The organism is Phycisphaeraceae bacterium, from assembly GCA_019636555.1.
GTDB lineage: Bacteria > Planctomycetota > Phycisphaerae > Phycisphaerales > UBA1924 > JAFEBO01.
In genome coordinates this window covers 970668-990504 of the sequence record JAHBXH010000001.1, presented here as the reverse complement: position 1 = coordinate 990504, position 19837 = coordinate 970668, and the positions used below count along the sequence as shown (strand labels likewise).

Here is a 19837-nt window from a genome sequence, read left to right as displayed (position 1 = left end):
ATTCTAAGCCAATCGGCAATTCATCGAAACCCCCGCATGGAGCGATCACCTCATTTCCAAACTGAAAAGGCAGTCATTCTCGGAAGCCTCCTCCCCACGGGAGCCTCACGGCGCGAATCCTGCACGTTTCCCCTATTCGGACGACCGTTGCCCCCTCCGGGATCGCAAAAGAGCAGAGGAAACCCAAAGCTCTTTGCCCCCAAGGCACGCCATCCGTTACTCTTGTGCCCCGACCCCAACCGTTTCCCGAAAGAACCGCCCGCTTGACCAATTCGAACGCCGCCCAATCAATCGCGCTCGCCCTCGGCGTCAGCGCCATCGTCAGCGTGTTCTGCCGCCGCATGCGCATCCCCGCGCTCCTGCCGCTCCTGGTGACGGGTGTGGCGCTCGGAACTTCCGGACTGGAACTCGTGGACGGCGCCTCCCTCGGGGGCGCGCTCACCGGCTTCATCACCGTCGCGATCGGCCTCCTTATTTTCGAGGGCGCGCTGCATCTCAACCGCGAAGAGCTCGCTCGGGCCCCGCGCGCCGTCTGGGGACTGCTCACCATCGGCGCCGCCATCACCTGGGCCGGTGCTTCGGCCGCCGCGCACTTTTTCCTGGGCATGTCGACGCCCATCGCGGTCCTGCTCGGCGCTTCGCTCATCGTGACCGGGCCGACCGTCGTCCAGCCGATCCTTCGACTGATGAAAGTCAGCCCGCGCCTGCACGCCGTGCTCGGCGCCGAAGCGGTGCTCGTCGATCCGATCGGAGTCGTCGTCACCATCGCCGTGCTCGATGTTCTCCGCCTCTACTTCCTCCACGGATTCCTGCAGGGTTCAGAATCAAAGCTCGCAAGCGAAGGTATGTGGGTCTTCTTTCGCCCGCTGGTCGGCGGCGCGGGAATCGGAATCATCATGGGGCTTGTCGGGCGGGGTTTCATGGCGATCATCGGCCGATCCGCCAAGCCCGAGCCTCAACTCGTCAACCTCACCGCCGTCGGCGTGTGCATGACCTGCGTCGGAATCGGAGAGGCGATCACCCCCGAAGGCGGTCTGGCCGCCGTCACCATCTGCGGCATCATGATGGCACGTGCCCGCATACTCGGCGCCACCGAACTAAGAGCGTTCAAGGAACTCCTCGCGGTCATGCTCGTCGGGACGCTCTTCGTGCTTCTCGCCTCGCGATTTGATGTTTCCCGGCTCGCTTCGCTCACCTGGAAAGAAGGCGCGTTCGTGCTCGCGCTGCTCTTTCTCGTCCGCCCCATTGCGGCCTTTGCGTCAACCTGGGGATCCAAGCTGGATATGCGCGAACGCGTGTTCGCCGCGACGTTCGCGCCCCGCGGCATCGTCGCGCTCTCGGTCATCGCCGTCGCATCCGACGAGCTCGGGCGCGCGATCCAGGCCGGCGGAAGCGGCCTCGATCCTTCGGTGCTGTCCCAAACCCTGGGAGATATCAAACAGCTCGATCTTGTCATGTTCGTCACGATCGCCGGAACCGTTCTGCTCGCCAGCGTCTTTTCTCCCGCGCTCGCGTGGGCCCTGGGGCTTCGCGCCGGCGAAGGCGGAACGGTCATGCTCGTCGGTGCTCACCCGATGAGCGTCGCGCTCGCCAAGCAACTCGCGTCGAACCAGATTCCTGTCCGCATCGTCGACAGCAGCGAAGAAAGCATCGACATCGCCGCAACCGAAGGTGTCGAGGGGATCATCGGCGACGCGACCGACTTCCGCTGGCTCGATGATTTCGGAAGCCCGCACGACGTCGGATGGGTCATCGCATGGACCGGAAACCACGATGTCGATCAGATGGCGGCCCGCTGGGCGGAAGACCGCCTCGGTAAAGGACACACTGCCATCTGGTCGGCGAAGCGCGCCCGCGGCGCGCTCGAGGCCGTCGATATCAGCGCCGGCGAGCCGCTGGCTGAGGCCGTCGCCAAGTTCGAACGCGAAAAGCGCACCTGCGCGACCGCCAAGGAGGCCGGCGCGCTGCTCCGCGTCATCGGCTGGATCATCAACGCGCGATTCACGCTGAACGTGCCGACCTCAAAAGCCCTTCGAGCGCCCGAGAGCGCCCTCTTCGTCGGAATTAGTGACAAAAACGGTGAGGGTGCCGTTCTTGTTCCCGACGAATCCAGAGAGCACGCACGGAGCGAACCGCCTTCCAAGTAGCGCTTGCTGCCCGCTTCTCGCCGGTGCGCTGCTTCAATCCGCAGGCCCGGTCCTACCGCTCGCGAAACCCCAGCACCACAAGCACGCAGGCGCCCGAAGCAATCACGTTCATGCCCGATTCTTGCGCCTGCCCAATCGCCTTCGCGCTCTCCGCGCCCGGCTGCATCCAGATGTGCTTGATCCCAAGTTCGCCCGCCTCTTCAACGATTCGCTCGGTTACCGGCGGCGGCGTAATGATCGAAACCGCGTGCACCCGCTCGGGAATCGACCGAAGGTTCGCGAAGGTGCGCAGACCTTCAATCTCTGCCGCGGATGGATTGACAGGAATCGCGACTCGGCCATTCTGCAAGTAACAGCGCAGCACCTTGTTGCCGTACTTCGCGCGATCGGCCGACGCGCCAACCACCGCGAATGGCGACCCCGACAGAAACCCCTCGATCCGTGATTGAAGATCGCTCGTGCTCATCGGAGGTTGCGAACACCTCATGCTATCCCGGCAGTCTGCTCTAGAATCTCTGATGGAACACGCACGATGATGCGTCCTTCAAATCCACGCCCAGAGCCTCTTGAGCGCTGCGATCTCCACATCGGCGGAATGTCCTGCGCGTCGTGCGCCTCCACCATCGAAAAGCAATTATCGCGCACGCCCGGCGTGTCGAGCGCCAGCGTGAACTTCGCGACCAAGACCGCGACGGTGCACTTCGAGACCGCAAAGACCGACCGCTCCACCCTGATCAAACGCGTCGAAGACGTGGGCTACACCGCGCACGCTTCTCACGATGCCATGGAAATGGGCGCCGGTGAACACGCCTCGCACCACATGAGCCATGATGTACACGCTCACGCGCATGGGTCACCGCTCGCCGATTCCGAAGAGCGGACCCTGCGCCGCCGTGTCGTCGTCGGCGTCGTCCTCGCCGCGCCCGTCTTCATCATCGCGATGTCGCACGGCGCCATCCCATGGCTCCGCGGCACATGGACCTCCTGGTTCCAGCTCGTGCTCACGACCGCCGTGATGGTCTACTGCGCCGCGCCCATCTTTCGATCAACCTGGCGCTCCGCAAGGCATTTCCACGCCAACATGGACACGCTCGTCGCTCTCGGAACCGGCGCCGCATACCTCTACTCGCTTGTCGCCACCATTTGGCCCGGTGCGGTGTCCGTCGGCGCACACGCTGAACATGGACCACCCGTCTATTTCGAAGCCGCCGCGGTCGTCATCGTCCTCATCCTTCTCGGCAAGCTGCTCGAAGCCCGCGCCACCGGCAAAACTGCGCAGGCAATCAAAGGCCTCATTCAACTCCAACCCGCCACCGCACGCGTTCTTCGAGGCGCGGGGCAAGAGGAACAAATGATCCCGGTCGGCAACGTGGCCGTCGGAGATCGCGTGCGCATCCGTCCCGGAGAGCGCGTACCGGTCGATGGCCGGATCGAAGAGGGCGAATCATCGATCGATGAATCCATGCTGACGGGCGAGAGCGTTCCCGTGGACAAGCACGCCGGTAGCGACGTCTTCGGCGGCACGCTCAACACGACCGGCGCGCTCACCGTCGTCGCATCCAAGGTCGGTGCCGATACGGCGCTCCAGCAGATCGTGACGCTCGTCCGTGAAGCACAAGGAACCAAGGCTCCGATCGCCCGCCTCGCCGATCGCGTCAGCGGCATCTTCGTCCCCATTGTGCTCCTGATCGCCGCTGCGACGTTCATCACATGGATGTTCTTCGCTCCGGGGGAGAACCGGCTCCCATTTTCTCTTGTTGCAGCGGTCTCCGTTCTCGTCATCGCATGCCCGTGTGCTCTCGGACTCGCCACTCCGACCGCGATCATGGTCGGAACCGGCCGCGGCGCCGAACGCGGCATCCTCATCCGCAGCGGCGAAGCACTCGAACGCGCCTCGAGCATACAGGCTCTTGTCATTGACAAGACCGGCACGCTGACCCGTGGGAAACCCGCTCTTTCCGCCGTGTTCCCCGCCTCGGGCTTCTCCGAGAACGAAATCCTCCATGCCGCCGCGTCCGCCGAATCCCGCAGCGAGCACCCGCTTGCCGGCGCGATCGTCGATGCCGCAAGGGCGCGGGCCATCACTCTCGCGCAGCCGATCGGATTCCGCGCACTTGTCGGAATGGGCGCTTCAGCCGATGTTGGCGGCAAGGCCGTTCTCGTGGGCAAGGTGGAGCTGCTCCGCCAACGTGGCATCGACACTTCCAACTCGCCGGACACCGCCGCCCTCGAAGCAGAGGGAAACACCGTCGTGTTCGTCGCCATCGGCACGCAACTCGCCGGAGCGATCGCGGTCTCCGACGTCATTCGGCCCGAAGCACGCGATGCGGTCTCTTCGCTCCGCAATCTTCAGATCCGCTCGATCATGATGACCGGCGACAACCGCAGAACCGCGGAGTCTGTCGCCAAACAGACCGGTGTCGACGACGTGCTCGCCGAGGTCAAACCGGATGAGAAGGCCGCAAAGATCGCTTCGCTCCAGTCTCAAGGACTCTCGGTCGGAATGGTCGGGGACGGGGTCAACGATGCGCCCGCCCTCGCCCGTGCCGATGTCGGCATGGCCATGGGCAGCGGTACCGATGTCGCCATGGAATCGGCTTCCATCACGCTTCTGCGCTCCGATCTGCGCGCAATCCCCGAAGCGATCGCTCTCTCGCGCGCCACCCTCCGAACCATCCGTCAGAATCTTTTCTGGGCGTTCGCGTACAACGTCGTCGGAATACCGATCGCCGCCGGCGTGCTCTATCCGTGGACCGGCTGGCTTCTTTCGCCGATGATCGCGGGCGCCGCCATGGCGTTCAGCAGCATCTCGGTTGTGCTCAACAGCTTGCGTCTAGCGCGCATGCCGATCCACGACTAGGCCGCACCGTTTACTTCGCCTTGTACCTGTAGTAGACCTCAAGGCTCAGCGTGCACACGGCCGTCTGGTAGAGCCGCCCGCCGAGTCTCGACCATTCATCCTGCGGATCCCAGCTCCCCGCCGCGCCGCCATCGCGCCGCTGATGCTCAACCAGGATCGGCGACAGCTGCCGATTCCACTTCTCCCACGCCTCCCCCTGCTGCTGAAAGAGCGCGAGTGTCGCGTAATACCAGTGATACGTCGGCGCGGCTCCGTCCCACTTCGGCGGCTCGCTCAGGATGAACTCCGCCGACTCCCTCATCCGCGCTTCATCGCGTGAATGCCCCAGAATCTGCTGCACGAACATCGCCTCCGCCGTCATCGCCGCGCTCGGCGCTTCTCCGCGCCGATACGAGTATCTTCCCCCGCTGCTCGCGCTCTCCAGCCACTTGCCCGCCGCATCGAACACGTCCCGCGGCACAGCAATCCCCGCCCGCCGCGCGCTCTCCACCGTCATCACCAGCCACCCAAGCACCGACGTATCTTCTTCCCTCTTCGGTCCTCCGTTCGCCGCCGTGTTCAGCACAAAGTTCACCGCGCGCCGCGCCGGCCCCGTCAACCTCTGATCCTTCGTCATCGCCAGCGCCTCGCAGAGCGCCACCGTGCTCAGCGTCTGCCCGTACATCGTCTCGCCGCGCCGCAAGTCCCCCGACGGCTCCTGCCGCTCGATCAACCACCGCAGCGCCCGCACAATATTCTCCCGATACGGCCCATCCGCCATGTGCGTGTGCCCCGCCCCGAGATAACACAACAGCACGATCCCCGTCATCGCCGCATCAGCATCGATCTCCGCCGGCGCGCCGCACTCGCCGCAGTGTGCATCAAACTTTTTCCCCGACCATCTTCCATCCGCCTCCTGATGCTTCGCGAACCACTCGAGCGCCGTCCCCACCGCGCGCTCCGTCTCCGCCGATCCGCCCATCTTCGCGAGCATCTCCCCGCGCGATTCCGGATTCCGTTGCTCCTGCGTATCGATCGGCTTCACCGGCTCCGCGATCTCCGCGGGCAAACGCGCATCGCCAAAGCTCAGCGCCCCGAGCGCGCTCGAATCAACCGCCGTGCCGCCAACTCCCGCTATCTCGCGCGGCTCGCTCGCGCCCCCGAAGCCCTCCATCTTCAATCGTTCCGCACTCACTCCGCCGTTCCCAACCGGCAGCGCCATCACCGGCGCTTCGATCTTCGCCCCGACTCCCGCGCTCATCGCAGGCCCGCGCGCAAGTTCACCCAAGCTCGCACTTCCTCTCTCTTCTCCAGTCATCTTCGCGCCGCCCGCCTGCGGCAGTCGCGCACCCACCACGCTCTCGGCTCGACCCAGTCGCTCCGAATTCATCGCGACGCCCGGCTCGCTCGATTCGCCCGCCGCAACATCCACACTCGCTCGCGGAATCGCAGGCAGCGCTCCCCCGCTGTTGCTCGCCGGCAACGCAAGCTCCGTCCTCCGCGGCAATGCGCTCATCCCACCCGTCGTCGGTGCCGCGAGCACACCGCTCGGCGCATTCGTCGGTCCGCCGACACCCGCGGGCCCACTCGCTTCTGTCATCGTCATCACTTTCGCGCTCGGCAACGCCGCGCTCGCACCCACGCTCGCCGCTGGCAGCGCACTCGCCGATTCACTCCGCGCGCTCACATCCGAATTCGATTCACTCGCGCTCACCGCCGGCGACTTGAGCGACAGCTCCTCAGCACCAGTCCCGCCCGCAACCTCGCTCCGCGGCATCGCAAGCTCCGGCGCTCGAATCGCGAGCGACGGCGTCACGCTCGGAGCCGGCGACAGTTCCACTCGCTCCGCCGCCGCGCTCGCTTCCTTCCTCACATCTCCTTGCACCGTCCGCGGCATCGCCGCATCCACTCGCACCGCATCTTCCCGCGAAAGCTCCACTGTCTTGACCGGCCCACTCGATGATTCGGTCGCCGTCTCATTCCGCGTCGCCATCTTCTCCGTCACCGGAGCAAGCGGCGCGGGCAATTCCACGATCTTCGGCCCCGCAATCTCGACCGCCGGTGTCAAATCCGCCGCGATCATCGAGAGTGTCGGCATCGGCAGAGTCGTTTGCGTTGCCGGCGCGCCGAGCTGGCCCGACACTTGCCCGCCAAAGTCTCCCGCCTCGCCGGCCGAAGCGAGCACCACGCGCGTCCCGCCGCCCGATCGCATCGCATCCGCGATCCCGCTCCCAACTTTCCAAACCGCAAGCCCCGCCGTGATCGCCGCATGAATCAAGAGTGAAATCAACAGACACTGCGCAAGCAGGCTCAATCTTCCCAGCCGCTTCCGCCAGATCTCGTTCCGCAACATCCAAATCAATAACGCCAACGGAATCAGCGCCAGCAGCAACGCCGCAAACCACGGCAACATCGGCACAATGAAATTCCACAATCTCGCCAGCCGATCCGACGCCTCCGTCTCCACAAAGACTTCACGCGAGGCCGTGCTCCAAAGCGAGTACCGACGCTCGCCGTTCGATTTGTGCGCCGGCGACCGCACCGTCAGGCCCTGTTCCGCTTCCTTGTTCGCTTCTTCTTTGGACTGTGGGTCGCTCGAAGCACGCTCCACCGCGCCTTCCCGCCGCGCGCGATCCGAACTGAAATACAACCGGAATCCATCCGCACTCAGCCCCGCATCGAGGTCGTTGTCCGCCGAGTTCACCGCGTCGCCGAGATTCTCCGCAGCGCCGATGCGATCCGCGAACACTCTGCTCCGATACAGATCAAATCCGCCGAGCCCGCCCGGCCGGTCCGACGCGAAGTACAAAAAGTCCCCGACCGGGCTCATCGCCGGCGCGCCTTCATCAAACTCCGTGTTCAATCCCTCAACGGCGGCCGCGCCCTCCCACGCACCATCCAAGAGCATGCGCGCCCGGTACAGGTCATAGTCGTGCCGCTCGCGCTTCTCACGGATCGTCGCCGGCCATCCATCGGCATCCCGCACGCTCTCACCCGGCCGCCGCCGATTCGATGCAAAGTAGAGCGTCTTCCCATCCGGCGAAAGCGCCGGACCGTACTCGTTCGCTTCGGAATTCACCGAAGCACCGAGATTCGTCGCCGCTCCCCACTGCCCATCGACCTGTTTCGACACCCAAAGGTCATATCCGCCGAGTCCACCCGCTCGATCGGAATAGAAATAGAGCGCTGTCCCATCGCGCGACAATTCCGGACCGAGCTCGTCGCTCTCCGTGTTCACCGCGTCGATCGGCCTGGCCTCACCCCACCCGCTCGGCGACCACCGCGACTCGAACAAATCCGCGTTGCTTCCCGCGCGCCGGCGCACGAACACCATCGTCAAACCATCCGAGCTCACCTTCGGCTCATACTGATCCGCTTCGCTCATCCCCGCGACCGGCCGCGCCGGCAGCCACAAAATCCGCCGAATCGGTGCGCCCGCCGCCGCTGCCTTGATCTCGTTGCCGTTCGTCCAATACCGCTCCGGCACGATCGCGAGCAAGCCGACCGCAATCACCAGCGCCGCGATCACCCCCGCGCCGTACCACACCGAACTCTTTGTCACAGCAAACCTCTTCATTTCATGCACCGTCCGGAACTTCGGGCTTCGACTCCATCTCTCCTCCTCCTCGCAACTCCGCTCTCTCCGCGCACTCCGCGTTCTCCCCATCTATCCCTCTCTTCTCCGCCGACGGTCCCCCCTCTTCCGACCGTGCGATCCGGCCGCTCTTCCCGCCTTCCATCAGTTCCCCTCCGCGTAACTCCGCGTACTCCGCGTTCTCTCCATCTCCTCTACTTCAACGGGATCGTCTCCAGATACGGCTGCTGCGCCCCCGCCCCCTTGCACACATCAAGCACGTGCGCCACGCTCGCGTACGAAGCGCTCCGATCGCCCCGCACGTTCACCTTCTGCTCCGGATTGGTCTCGAGCGCTTTCCGCAACAACTGCGACAGCGCCGCATCATCCATCTCTTTCCCGCCGACGAACGCCTTCCCCTCGGCGTTCACATTGATCACGATGTCGCGCAGCGCCGCCGTGATCGGGCCCGACGCCGCCGCCTGCGGCAGCGCAATCCTCATCTCCCGCTCCGCCTGCACCATGCTCGTCGCGATCAGAAAGAAAATCAGCAGGTTGAACAGCACATCCACCATCGGAACAAAGTCGATGTGCAGGTCCGCGCTCGTCTCCGCGTTCTTGATGAGCATCCCTTATCCCTCCGCGAGCACCAGATCGCCGTCGAGCGACGCTTCCTTCGGCGTCGCGACCGACACCACTTCTTCCGGCTCTTCGCCGTCCCGCCACGCCTGCACGCCCGCATCAAGCTGCGCCGCCGCGCGATCGATCCTGCTCAGGATCACGTGATACGCGATCAGCGTCGGGATCGCGATGATCAATCCCGCCGCCGTCGCGGTCCAGGCCTCGTAAATCCCCTGTGCCAGCCGCTCCGTCTTTCCCAGCGATTCGCCCGACGCCGCGATCACCGTAAACGTCCGGATCATCCCCACCACCGTTCCGAGTAGCCCAAGCATCGTCGCCACCTGGGGCAAGACCGAAAGCAATCGCATCCGGTGCTTCAGCTTCTGCACCTCGCGCTCGCCCGCCTCCGATGTCAATTTGTCCTGAACCTCTCGCGTCTCGTGCCTCGCCCGAATCGCGGCATGCAGCACCTTCGCCAGCGGGCTCGGGTCCGCCGCACACGTCGCGAGCGCCTGCCGCGGATGCCGACGCAACCCCTTCAGCGACGCCTGCAACCCGAGCGGCGCAATCCGCCCCGACCGCGTCACGATCAATCGCTCAACAATCAGCGTGACCGCGACGAGCGAGCACAGCCCCAGCGGCACCATCGACCAGCCGCCCTTCATCACGAGATCCAGCACAGTCGAAACCAGCGACCCGCCGCCCGCCGTCTGTTGCAACAACACGTGCGATTCAACAAACAGGTTCATCGAATCTCCTTCCAGAAATCAGCGATCAACACCCGACTCCGTTTTCGATGCGCTCCCCGCCGCCGAGACGGCAGGAATCTCTTTCGCCAGCGCCGCCCAGCGCGTCTCGGGAAATCGCTTCACCACTTCCTCGAACTGCGCCGAAGCTTCTTTCTCTCTCCCCAGTTCCCTCATGCACCGGCCCGCTTCATACAAAGCCGCCGCACTCCACTCCGGATACCCGTACAGCACATCCACTTTCAATAACTCGCGGACCGCCTCATCGAGCTTCTTCTGGGCGTACAGGCACTCTCCGATCTGGAACTGCGCCCGCGCCGCCGTCGGCCCCTCGTGCTTCTCAACGACGTCTCGATACGCCTCGCATGCCTGGTCGTACTTCGCGAGGTTCTCTCGCGCCCATCCCTGCCCGAATCGCGCCTGGAACCACAGCGGACTCGCCGATTCTCCCTCGAGAAAACGCGAATACGCCTTCTCGCTCTCATCCCAAAGCGATGCGCTCGCGCTCACTTCCCCCAGCTTCAGCAGCGCGAACGACCGGTTCGCGCCCGTCGCCGGCATCTCCGCAACGCGGCTCAGCACGGCCGCCGCATCGCGTGCCCGCCCGCACTTGCCGAGCACATCTCCCAAAGTCAATAGCGCCGCCGACAGCACGTCGCTCGTCGGATACTTCTTTTCGAAGTCCTCGAGCGCTTTCACCGCATCCGCCGGCTTCCCCGATTCCTGCGCACACAGGGCCCGCAGATACGTCTCGCGCTCCCCGATTCTCGCCGCTTCCGAGGGCGGCAGCTTCTCCGCCGCGCCGCGAGAGCGCTCCAGCAGCGCCGCCGCCTCGTCCAGCTTCTTCGCCCCAAGCGCGATCTGCCCCAAATCGAGCGCCGCGTACGCTTCGATCATCGCCGTCGGCTGTCCATCCAGCAGCGCGCGGTACGCGCTCGCCGCTTCCTCGTCCCGTCCGAGCGCGCGAAGCGCCAGCGCCGTTTCATACCGAAACGCACTCTGAGTTTCCGCATCCAGCGATCCCGCCTTCGCCGCAATCGACCCGAACTCCTTCACCGCTTCTTCGTGACGGCCGAGACGGTTCATCGCGATCGCGTGCCGGGCGTGCGCGAGCGTCGCCCCCTTTCCCTTCACCCCCTGTTCCAAGTAGAGCCTGCTCGCCTCTTCCGCCTTCGCGTACTCACTCGCCGCAAGCCACGCTCCCGCTTGTTCGAGCAGCGCGCCCCGATCCGATCCACCGATCTTCGCGAGCGCTTCCGCGGCAGTCTTCGCATCCCCGCCGTTCGATGCGATCGCCGCCAGTTGCCGCAGCGCCGCCGCCGACAGCTCCGTCGTCCCTTTTTCCGATTCGACGATCGCCGTCAGCCGCGCCGTCGCTTCATCCGCCCGTCCGAGCCGCGCAAGCACGCCCGCATATTCGTACGCCGCGTGATTCTCGAGCGCCGTTCCCGCCGCCGATTTCCATGCTTTCTCCAGCAGCGTGAGCGCCGCGTCGTTCTTCCCCTGCCGCGCCATCGCCACACCCGCCCGCAGATTCAAATCGGCGCCCGCATCGACCCCGCTCGCTTCGATCGCGCGCGCGAACCACTTCTCCGCGCCGCCCCAGTCCTGCCTTCGAACGCTCAGATCGCCGAGTGCCGCAAACGCGCCCGCCCGGAGCTTCGAGTCCGCCGAAGGCGCCGATCCCGCCACCGCGCGCTCGAGCACGCGTTCCGCATCGTCGCTCCTGCCCAGCTTCTCGAGGCAAATCCCCCGCCGGGTTTCCGCTCGAACCTTTGCCGCATCGTCCGGGAAGCGTTGAGAGAACATCGCAAACGTCCGTTCCGCGTCGGCGTAGCTCTCCATCAGGAATTGATCTTCGCCAAGCAGCAGCACGATTTCGCTCATCCGCGCGTCGTTTCCGCCTCGTTCGAGGATCGCCGCGCACACCGCCGCGCTCCGTTCGTATTTCCCCAGCCGGTAGAGGCACGCCGCGAGCGACGAATCCGCCTGCGCTGCCAGCGCATGACTCGCGAACCGTCCCCGCCAGTCTTCCCACGCCGATGCCGCGCCCGCGTCGTCGCCGGTCTGCGCCAGCGCAACCGCTCGATCAAACAGCACCTCCGGCAATTCGTTCTCGCCCGCCGTCTTCGCAAGTTGCGAGAGTCTCGCGAGCGCCTCCGCCGACTTGCCGCCCTGCAGTTCGCACTTGGCCCGCCACAGCTCGGCGTTCGCGCGAACGGCTTCCGGCCCGCTCGTCGCGATCCGTTCAAACACCGCGCCGGCTTCGTCCGCTTTTCCCGCCTGCAGCAGCAAACGCCCCCGTTCAAAATCGACAAGCGCCCGTTGATCCGGCGTACTCCTCATCCCATCGAGCTCGCGCAGCGCCGCCTCCGCGCTCGCAGTGTCGCCCGATGCGCGCGCAAGCCGCGCGATCTCCAGATTCGCATCGAACGCGATCGCCCCTCCCGCCTTCGCCGCCCGCTGATACATCTCCCGCGCGCCCGCCGAATCCCCCGCGCTCTGGCGGCATTGCCCAAGCGCCAGCGCCGCGTTCCCCGCGCACGCTCCATCCGGCGATCGCTTCAGAATCCCTTCAAGCAGGGCGCTCGCGCTCTGGTTGTCCGAAAGTGAAATCTCCGCGAGCGCGCAGATCAGTTCCGCCCGATCGAGCGATCCGCTCGCCGGCCACTTCTTGCTAAAGTCCTGCAGCGCCGCCCGCGCCTGCTGCGCGCGCCCGAGGCGATACTGCGATTCCCCGTACAAAAGCACCGCCCGGTCTGCCTTCTCAAACTGCGGCGCCTCGCGCATCAGCTTCTTCAGCCCCGCGCTCGCTCCCGAATAGTCGCCAGTCCCCGCGGCGCACTGCGCCCGCAGCAGCCTTGCATCATTCACAAACGCAAAGTCCTTCACGCCGACAACAAGATCAAGCGCCTTCATCGCATCCGGATACTTCTCGAGTTTCGCCAGGCATACGCCCAGCGTGTACCGCGCCGAAGTCGCGTTCGGTCCTTCCGGATCGCCCGCCAAATACTTGTTCAGTTCCTCGATCGCCCCTTCATTCACTCCTTTATTCGCAAGCCCGACTCCCGCGCGATACGCCTTCTCGTCCGCGGGCGCCGCGCTCGCCCCACAAATCGCGCCGCTCACCGCGACCACCGCCAGCAACTTCGTTCCCCATCTCGTTCGCATGGACTCCTCCCGACAAAGCGATACCGCGGCACAGTGCGGGCCGTTTCCCCGATCACTCGTTTGTTCTTGCCAACCCTGCACCCGACCGTTAAGCCGGGCGCGGGGGTCTCGCGATGGAGGTCAAGCGCTTCGTGTAGAATTCACAACACTCGCCGCGGCAGGTGTCGGCTGCGCGGGCTGCGTCGACCCAGCAGGCGCCGCAGACGGGCTCGGTGACACAGGCGCCGTCGGGGCCGCGGGTGGTGTCGCAGCGGAAGATGGCGAAGGAGCCGCATTTGGCATCGGCGCGCCAATCGGAGCGACCGCCGGAAGTGTCGGCAACGCCGGAACCACAACCGGAGCCGGCGTTGGAATCGGCTCAAGATTGGTGAACGGAGCAGGTACGCCGAACGGCTCGGCGATTGGGCTCTCGTCCATCTCTTCGAGCTCATCCTCCGTGACATCGCCGGCCGCATCGGGAGCGATGATCACTTCCATCATCTCGGGAAACACTTCGTCGCCGTCGAACTCGGCGATCTCGTCGCCATCGTCCGATTCTGCTTCGGAGATCTTCTCTTCGAGCTCCTCGGCGCGTTGCTCGAGCTGCTCGATCTTTCTTTCGATCTGTTCGACCTGTTCGTCCGTCGAGCGCGAGCGCTGTCGCACCGATTCTGCGCGCCGACGCATCTCGGACGCCGCTTGTTCGACGATCTTTCGCGAGTCGCCGGCCTGCAATTCCGCCGCCTGCTCCTGCAGCCGCTCGGTCATCGCCTCGAGTTGCTCCTGCTGCTCACGGAACCGGTCGGCCTGGGCGCGCATCCGCTCGGCGTTGCGTTCGATGTTCGCGCGGTTCGCATTCAATTCGCGGAGCGCCTGCTCGTACGAACGCGTCAGTCCTCTTCGCGCGCCCGCCTCGGCCTGCTCGGCGCTGCGCGCCGCGCTCCGGCCCGAGCCCTCGCCCGATGCGCCGCCGGAACCGCCGGGATTGATGATCTCGACGAAGCCCGCGACGATCGGATGCTGCGCATCGGTCTCCCACACGACGATCGAGTTGCCCTTGCGCTGCACGAGAATCGGCACATCGCTCCTGCTCAAGAGTTTGTACAGCGCCTCGGCCTTTCCGGGCGAGAGCACATATGCCCGCGCCGTCCGCCCGCTCCTCAGATCCTGACTGGAAGCGATCGCCTTCGGTCGCGAGGCGCCGCACTGGCCGCCCCGCGCGATCACTTTCGCCTTCGGAGCAGACTCAAAGAACACGCCCGTGCCCGGAGGCATCGGCGGCATCGGAGCGACGGGGGCAACCGGAGGAACCGGAGCGACGGGGGCAACCGGAGGAACCGGAGCGACCGGCGCCGCAAACGCGCCGCTCTTGGCCTTCTTCGCGCGCATCGCCTCGAGCGCCGGCGCCTCGCCGAAGAACTGCACGTTGCCGTCCGCGCTCTTCACTTTCTTCCCGTCCGGCGTGATGACGACAAAGCCGGACGCTTTGTTCTTCGAGGCCTCCTTCTCGGCCTTTTCTTCCGGCGGGCACGCCAGTCCCGGCATGACAAACGCGCCGAGCGCCACCACTCCCGCCGCCGTGAACGCACCGAACAGCGACACTCTCGAAGCCGACTTCTGCGTCATCACCATCGTAATTCTCCTTGCCATTTTCTTCGCCGAGCCCGACAACACTCCGACGCCGCCGCTGAAACTCCCGTGCGAAAGCCACGGGCCCGAAACCCGACCCTTCATGCTCACAAACGACTTGGTCGCGAGCAGCGCCGTCGCGTACGCGCGCCGGCTCTCCGGCAGCGTGTTCACAACCCACGCGTCGCAGCTCGCCTCCGCCTCGTCATGCAGACGCCGACGCGCCCACCACGAGACCGGATGCCACCAGTACAACGACCCGATCGCAAGATCCAGCCAGCACAAGACGTGATCCCATCTCCGCACATGCGCGAGTTCATGCACCACCACCGCGCGCTGCGAACTCTGATCAAGCGCATTCCACAAGCCCCGCGGCAGAATCAGCTTCGGACGCAGCCCGCACCAGATCATCGGCGATACCGCTTCGTCCACCATTCTCGCTTCAGGCACTCGCGAAAGCCCGATCTGCTCCGCCGCACTCCGCACCATCGCCCGCACGTGCACATCCGCGGGCTCTGACATTCGAATCAGCCTCCCCGCCCGCGCCGTCCGAACAAGCCTTGCGCAGAGCAGCAGCGCCGCAACCCCGAGCCACAGCACCACCGGAATCGGCGAGGCCGAGCCGAGCCAATCGCGCACCGCGACGAGCGCCGCCGCAACCGTGCGCAGTTGCCCCGCGCTCTCCACTTTCTTCGCGTCCGGAACGACCGCCGGCTCGGGCGCAGGTTCCCTTCGCTCCGGCCTCGACTCTGCCGCTCCGCTCCGATCAATCCGCGCCCGTGCCGGACGCTCGGAAATTTCGTTCCGCGCCGCGCGTCCAGTCCCCGGCGCAAGCCCGAGAGGACTTGCAAGCCCCAGCGGCGTTGCGCGCCCCAGCGCGCTCATCGGTGAGGTCAGCGTCGCATAGTCCGCCCGAGCCGCACGCATATTCTCAGCTTCGAACGGGATGGCCCGAGGTGTGTCCACCACAAACCGTGCTTCATTCTCCGGCTGAATCAGCGGCACCAGCACCGGGCCAACAAACATGGACGCCGGCGCGCTCTGCGCGGCAACCTTCGGCTCAGGCTTCACCTGCGCGACTTCGGTCTTCGGCTCCCGCGGCGTCGCCGACTCGATCGCCTTGATCACGTTCTCCGCCGCGCCGAGCAGCCGCTCCGAACCGAACCAGTCCGGCCGCCACACAAAGACCCCGATCACCGGCGTCACGAACGACGCCAGCACCGCGAGCCAGAGCGTGTGCTTCGTCGCCGCGCTCCACACCCGCACGCGGCAGACCAGTCCGACACCCAGCGCCAGAGGAGTCGCGGCAAGCCCGCCGATCCACAACGCCCGCATGATTTCCGTCATCGCGTCCATTGCTCCGGGCCCTTTCAGCTCTTGTTGTCCAGGTCGTCGATCAACTTCCGCAGCTTCGTGATCTCATCCGGCGTAAACCGCTCATTCTCAATCAGTTGCGCCAGCATGGGCGCAGCCGCACCGTCGTAGAGCTGGTCCACCAACGCCTTGATGCGCGAGAGTGTCACGCTCTGGCGGGAAACTTTCGATCGGTAGATGTACGCCGTGTCCCGCTTGTCGCTGGCCACCACGCCCTTCTGCTCGAGCCGGGTCAAAAAGGTCAGAACCGTCGTGTACGCGACGTTTCTCCCCCGCTCGTGCAGCCGGTTCATCACGTCCCGCACCGTCTGCGGCCCGTGATCCCAAAGAGCCCGCATCACCGCGAGCTCCGCTTCCCCGAGTTCGATCTGCTTTCTGGCCATGTGCTCCGTCCGTTCCGACCGCGGTCTACTACCGCTGTCGTAGTCAAGATACTACAACCGTCGTAGGCCGTCAACGGTTGCGGCAATTTTCAAACAAAAAGTTTGAATCGCGCATTTCCGAAGCCCCCTCCCTGAGGGAGGGGGTTGGGGGCGGGCGGGGCGGGCGGGGCGGGGCGGGGCGGGCGCGCTCCGATTCCGTCAAACAGTTCGTATAGATCCCATGCGACTCACACGACCTATTCCTTCGCGCCGGCGGAATCCGCGAGTTGCTCCGCGCCTCTCACAAACCTTTTCAACTCCACCACTTCCAGCCCGCTCTTGTTGTTGTCGTCCTCCCAGCAGACGATCAGGTCGCACTCCGCCGGATCATGATCAAAGCGGCTCGTCGCAAACTCAAACTCGAAGATAGTCGACTTCGAGTGGGCTTGCAGGGTCCTTCCACTGGGAGCCCATTGGCTCCAACTGCGTCGCCCGGCCGCTCCACCACATCGCGCTCGCCGACGCGAGCGCGATGCGACCAATAGGACCGATGGGACCAATAGGACGAATTAGACCGATGGGGCCAAATGGCTGATGAGGCTTATGCCGGAAAGCTATTTTGTGTCACCGGGCTTGGGCTGTGCGCCTCGATGTTGCAAGCGTGCTTTGAGCATTCGTTCGCGGATGCCGCCGTGCTCGATGAAGTCTTTCTCGAGTCGGCGGATCTGGCGGTCCAGCAGGTAGTTGGCCTGGTGGATCACGCAGATGGTGATGTTGGCGACGACATCGCCGGGGCGGGTTTCGCAATAGGGCCGATAGGTCTCATAGGACGTATGAGGCTCATTGCCGAGCTTGCGGACGAAGAGGGCTTCTTTTGAATCTTTCGGCCAGAGCGGGAAATCGCGCACGCGAAGGTAATCCTGGTAGTCGTTCAGCAGTTCCTCCAAGCTCGCCCGCGCCACGTTGACCAGCTTGATCTCCATTTCCTTCGAAGTCCCCGACGCCGCGCATCCCTCCACGATGTTCTGTTTGCCGGACCGTGCCGCCTGCACCATTTGGTCGATGGTGCGGTCGCCCTTCTTCAGGAAGCGCTCGCAAAAGCGAAACGTGATGTCGTAGATGACTTCGGCCTTCTGATAGGAAAGCAGTTCCTTGTAGTTGCCGTGTGCTGGAATGAAGGGCATGCCCACCTCGCGTCCGACCTTCAGAAATAGGTCCTATGGGTCCCATAGGACCTATGAGACCTATTGCCTTCTGCCTCAGCATACAAAGACCGCTCACTCGCCCCCGTACTTCGCCTTCATGTACGCGTGCCGCTTCTCCACGACTTCCTGAAACGTCATCGCTCCCGCCGCGGGCTTCGTGCGAAACGCCACGATCCCCGAGCCCATCGGCGTGCGGTTCTTTGCATCCATCACAAACCATGCCTTTTCCGCGCGCACCCACTTTCCGTCTTGGGCATCCTGCACAAAGGTCTTGATCGCCGGTACCGCGTTCTTCTCGCGTGCCGCGTCGAGCATGCAGCCGAGATCGTCGTAATACAGCGTGCGCCCGCCCTCTCTCATCACCCGCGCGCCCGCAAAGCCCGAATCCTCGATCGTCATCCCGCACGCGGCACACTGATCGATTCCCGTTTGGACCGAACCGATCTCCGCCGGGCGCACAATCGCAAGCGCCGCGAAGCACACGGCCGCGGCAACAAAGAGCGCCATCCCGCCGATCGCCCGTGCTCCACCCCCGCGCGAATTGCCCGACAACTCGTTGCTCATCCGCGTGTCTTCCGAGGCCAGTTCTCAGTAACACCAAATCCGATTTTCCGCATTTCTAGTGCCTAATGCCGAATGCCCAATGCCCAATGCCCAATACCCAATGCCCAATGCCAAGTGCCTAGTGCCAAATGCCTAGTGCCTCATTTCTTCGCCCGAAACAACGTCAGACACGCGCTGTTCCCATGCAGGAACGACTCGGGCCCGACCGGCGCGATCTCGCCGGCCGCGAAAAAGCCCGCGAGCGCGAATGCGCTTCCCGCCGGCATGAACGAGGGCGCGATGAACGCGCCCGGCTTGGCGAGTTGTTCGCCCGCCGTCACGCCCTGCCCGAAAGCGCGGCAGACCGCTGCCGCATCGTGGTTCTTCTCGGAAAACAGCCGCGTTCCGCGTCCGTTGCACGTCACGAGCAGCCCGCCCGCCGGCCGCTCGTGCAGCCGCTGCGCATCGAGCAGGAGCGACAGGTCCTGCGTCGCCGTGTCGGCGTCGCGCACGTGAAACTGCACTGTCTGCCCCGCGCGCACGAAATCCGCGACGGCGATCGAGCCCGATGCCGGGTCTTCCCCCACCACGGCGCGGATGAGAAAATCGTCGCGCCCGAACCGTTCCTTGTACTCGTTGATCACGCGCCCGAGAAACAAGCCGCCCGAGAGCGCGCCGCGCTCGCCCGGGTCCATCTCGTTCACCACTTCGCGCATCACCTCGCGCGCCGGCCGCCCGCCGAGCTGCATGATCAGATTGTTCTTTGCGCGCGTGATCACCAGCGGCTGCCCCACCGCGCGGCAACCCTGGCTCACGATCGTCTCGACTTCGACATTGCCCGAGATCGTCACGCCCACCGCGCCGAACTTCATCACCTTGTCGTCGAGAAACATCACGTTCCCGCCCGGCGCCCGCGCCGCCGACGCCAGCCCGCCGATCACTTTCCCGATCGGGCGCCCTTCCGGATCGGTTCGGCGCGCCTTGTTCATCATCGGGATGAGCTGCAAAACCGGGATGCTGAACGGATCTGCGAAGACGATCGTCGCCGCAGTGTCGTCCGCGGCGCCGATCCCGCCCGCCAGCACCGCGACGTGTTCTTTTTCCTTCGCGTCGAGCGGCGGAAACGAATCCGATGTGAACGCGCTCAGTCGAACATTCGGAAGCGAGAGCGCGAGGATCGCCACGCCCGGCGTGCGCTCGAGTTCGATCGCGCCGCCCAGGACCGATTCCGCCGAAACTCCGAGGCAATTGACCGGGCGCAGCATCTCGCGCACCCATTTCGAGATCTCGTCCGCGCGCTCGGTGTGATGCGCCGAGAAAAACACGATCGCGAGGTCGCAGGCCCGCGAGCCGAGTTGCAAAAGACAATCGTGTGCCGCGGCACGCACCGCCATTTCCGTCTCCGGCTGCGACGAAATCGCCGCGCCGACGACCGGCCCCGAAATCTGGATCGATCCGCTCGACATGCGGCCAAGACTAGCCCCCGGCGCGCCCCCAAAGAGCCCCCGCGCCGCCGCGGCTATACTTTTGGCGGATTGCACCCGTTCGAATGTCTGAAGTGGGTGGTCTTGGGACCGTTTCGGATTCTGCCTGAGCGCCGAGTTGGTTTCACCGTTCTGGGTTGGATGCTCAGGCAAGATGCGAGAA

The 19837-nt window shown here is 64.9% G+C and carries 12 protein-coding genes; 2 read left to right on the top strand and 10 right to left on the bottom strand.

The annotated features are described in order from the left end of the window. Positions 1–263: 263 nt before the first annotated feature. Positions 264–2147, top strand: a complete 1884-nt coding sequence (locus KF691_04085) for a sodium:proton antiporter (protein ID MBX3388615.1) — start codon at positions 264–266, stop codon at positions 2145–2147. A 52-nt stretch (positions 2148–2199) separates the two neighbouring features. Here KF691_04085 and KF691_04080 read toward each other — a convergent pair whose 3' ends face one another. After that, a complete protein-coding gene (locus tag KF691_04080; protein MBX3388614.1) occupies positions 2200–2613 on the bottom strand; it encodes a CoA-binding protein in 414 nt (137 codons plus the stop codon). 66 nt (positions 2614–2679) lie between these two features. Here KF691_04080 and KF691_04075 point away from each other — a divergent pair, with 66 nt between their 5' ends. Continuing rightward, positions 2680–5007: a copper-translocating P-type ATPase gene (locus tag KF691_04075; GenBank protein ID MBX3388613.1), complete on the top strand. Its 2328-nt coding sequence runs from the start codon at positions 2680–2682 to the stop codon at positions 5005–5007. 10 nt (positions 5008–5017) lie between these two features. Here KF691_04075 and KF691_04070 read toward each other — a convergent pair whose 3' ends face one another. From KF691_04070 to KF691_04030, 9 genes are all read right to left on the bottom strand, one after another. After that, positions 5018–8563, bottom strand: coding sequence for a PD40 domain-containing protein (locus KF691_04070; GenBank protein MBX3388612.1), 3546 nt, complete (start codon positions 8561–8563; stop codon positions 5018–5020). A gap of 212 nt (positions 8564–8775) precedes the next feature. Continuing rightward, positions 8776–9189, bottom strand: a complete 414-nt coding sequence (locus KF691_04065) for a biopolymer transporter ExbD (GenBank protein ID MBX3388611.1) — start codon at positions 9187–9189, stop codon at positions 8776–8778. A 3-nt stretch (positions 9190–9192) separates the two neighbouring features. Further along, the gene (locus tag KF691_04060) at positions 9193–9930 is read right to left on the bottom strand and encodes a MotA/TolQ/ExbB proton channel family protein (protein ID MBX3388610.1); all 738 of its coding nucleotides are present in this window, start codon (positions 9928–9930) and stop codon (positions 9193–9195) included. 18 nt (positions 9931–9948) lie between these two features. Beyond that, entirely contained in the window at positions 9949–13098 is a 3150-nt protein-coding gene (locus tag KF691_04055; protein ID MBX3388609.1) for a tetratricopeptide repeat protein, read from the bottom strand. Between the two features lie 120 nt (positions 13099–13218). Further along, the gene (locus KF691_04050) at positions 13219–16062 is read right to left on the bottom strand and encodes a hypothetical protein (GenBank protein MBX3388608.1); all 2844 of its coding nucleotides are present in this window, start codon (positions 16060–16062) and stop codon (positions 13219–13221) included. Positions 16063–16076: 14 nt separating this feature from the next. Further along, positions 16077–16463 carry a BlaI/MecI/CopY family transcriptional regulator gene (locus KF691_04045; GenBank protein MBX3388607.1) on the bottom strand — a complete coding sequence of 129 codons (387 nt, stop codon included), beginning with the start codon at positions 16461–16463 and terminating at the stop codon, positions 16077–16079. A gap of 593 nt (positions 16464–17056) precedes the next feature. Then, a complete protein-coding gene (locus KF691_04040) occupies positions 17057–17626 on the bottom strand; it encodes a four helix bundle suffix domain-containing protein (protein ID MBX3388606.1) in 570 nt (189 codons plus the stop codon). A gap of 93 nt (positions 17627–17719) precedes the next feature. Next, positions 17720–18211, bottom strand: a complete 492-nt coding sequence (locus tag KF691_04035) for a nitrous oxide reductase accessory protein NosL (GenBank protein ID MBX3388605.1) — start codon at positions 18209–18211, stop codon at positions 17720–17722. A 140-nt stretch (positions 18212–18351) separates the two neighbouring features. Beyond that, positions 18352–19656 carry an FIST C-terminal domain-containing protein gene (locus KF691_04030; GenBank protein ID MBX3388604.1) on the bottom strand — a complete coding sequence of 435 codons (1305 nt, stop codon included), beginning with the start codon at positions 19654–19656 and terminating at the stop codon, positions 18352–18354. Positions 19657–19837 lie beyond the last annotated feature (181 nt).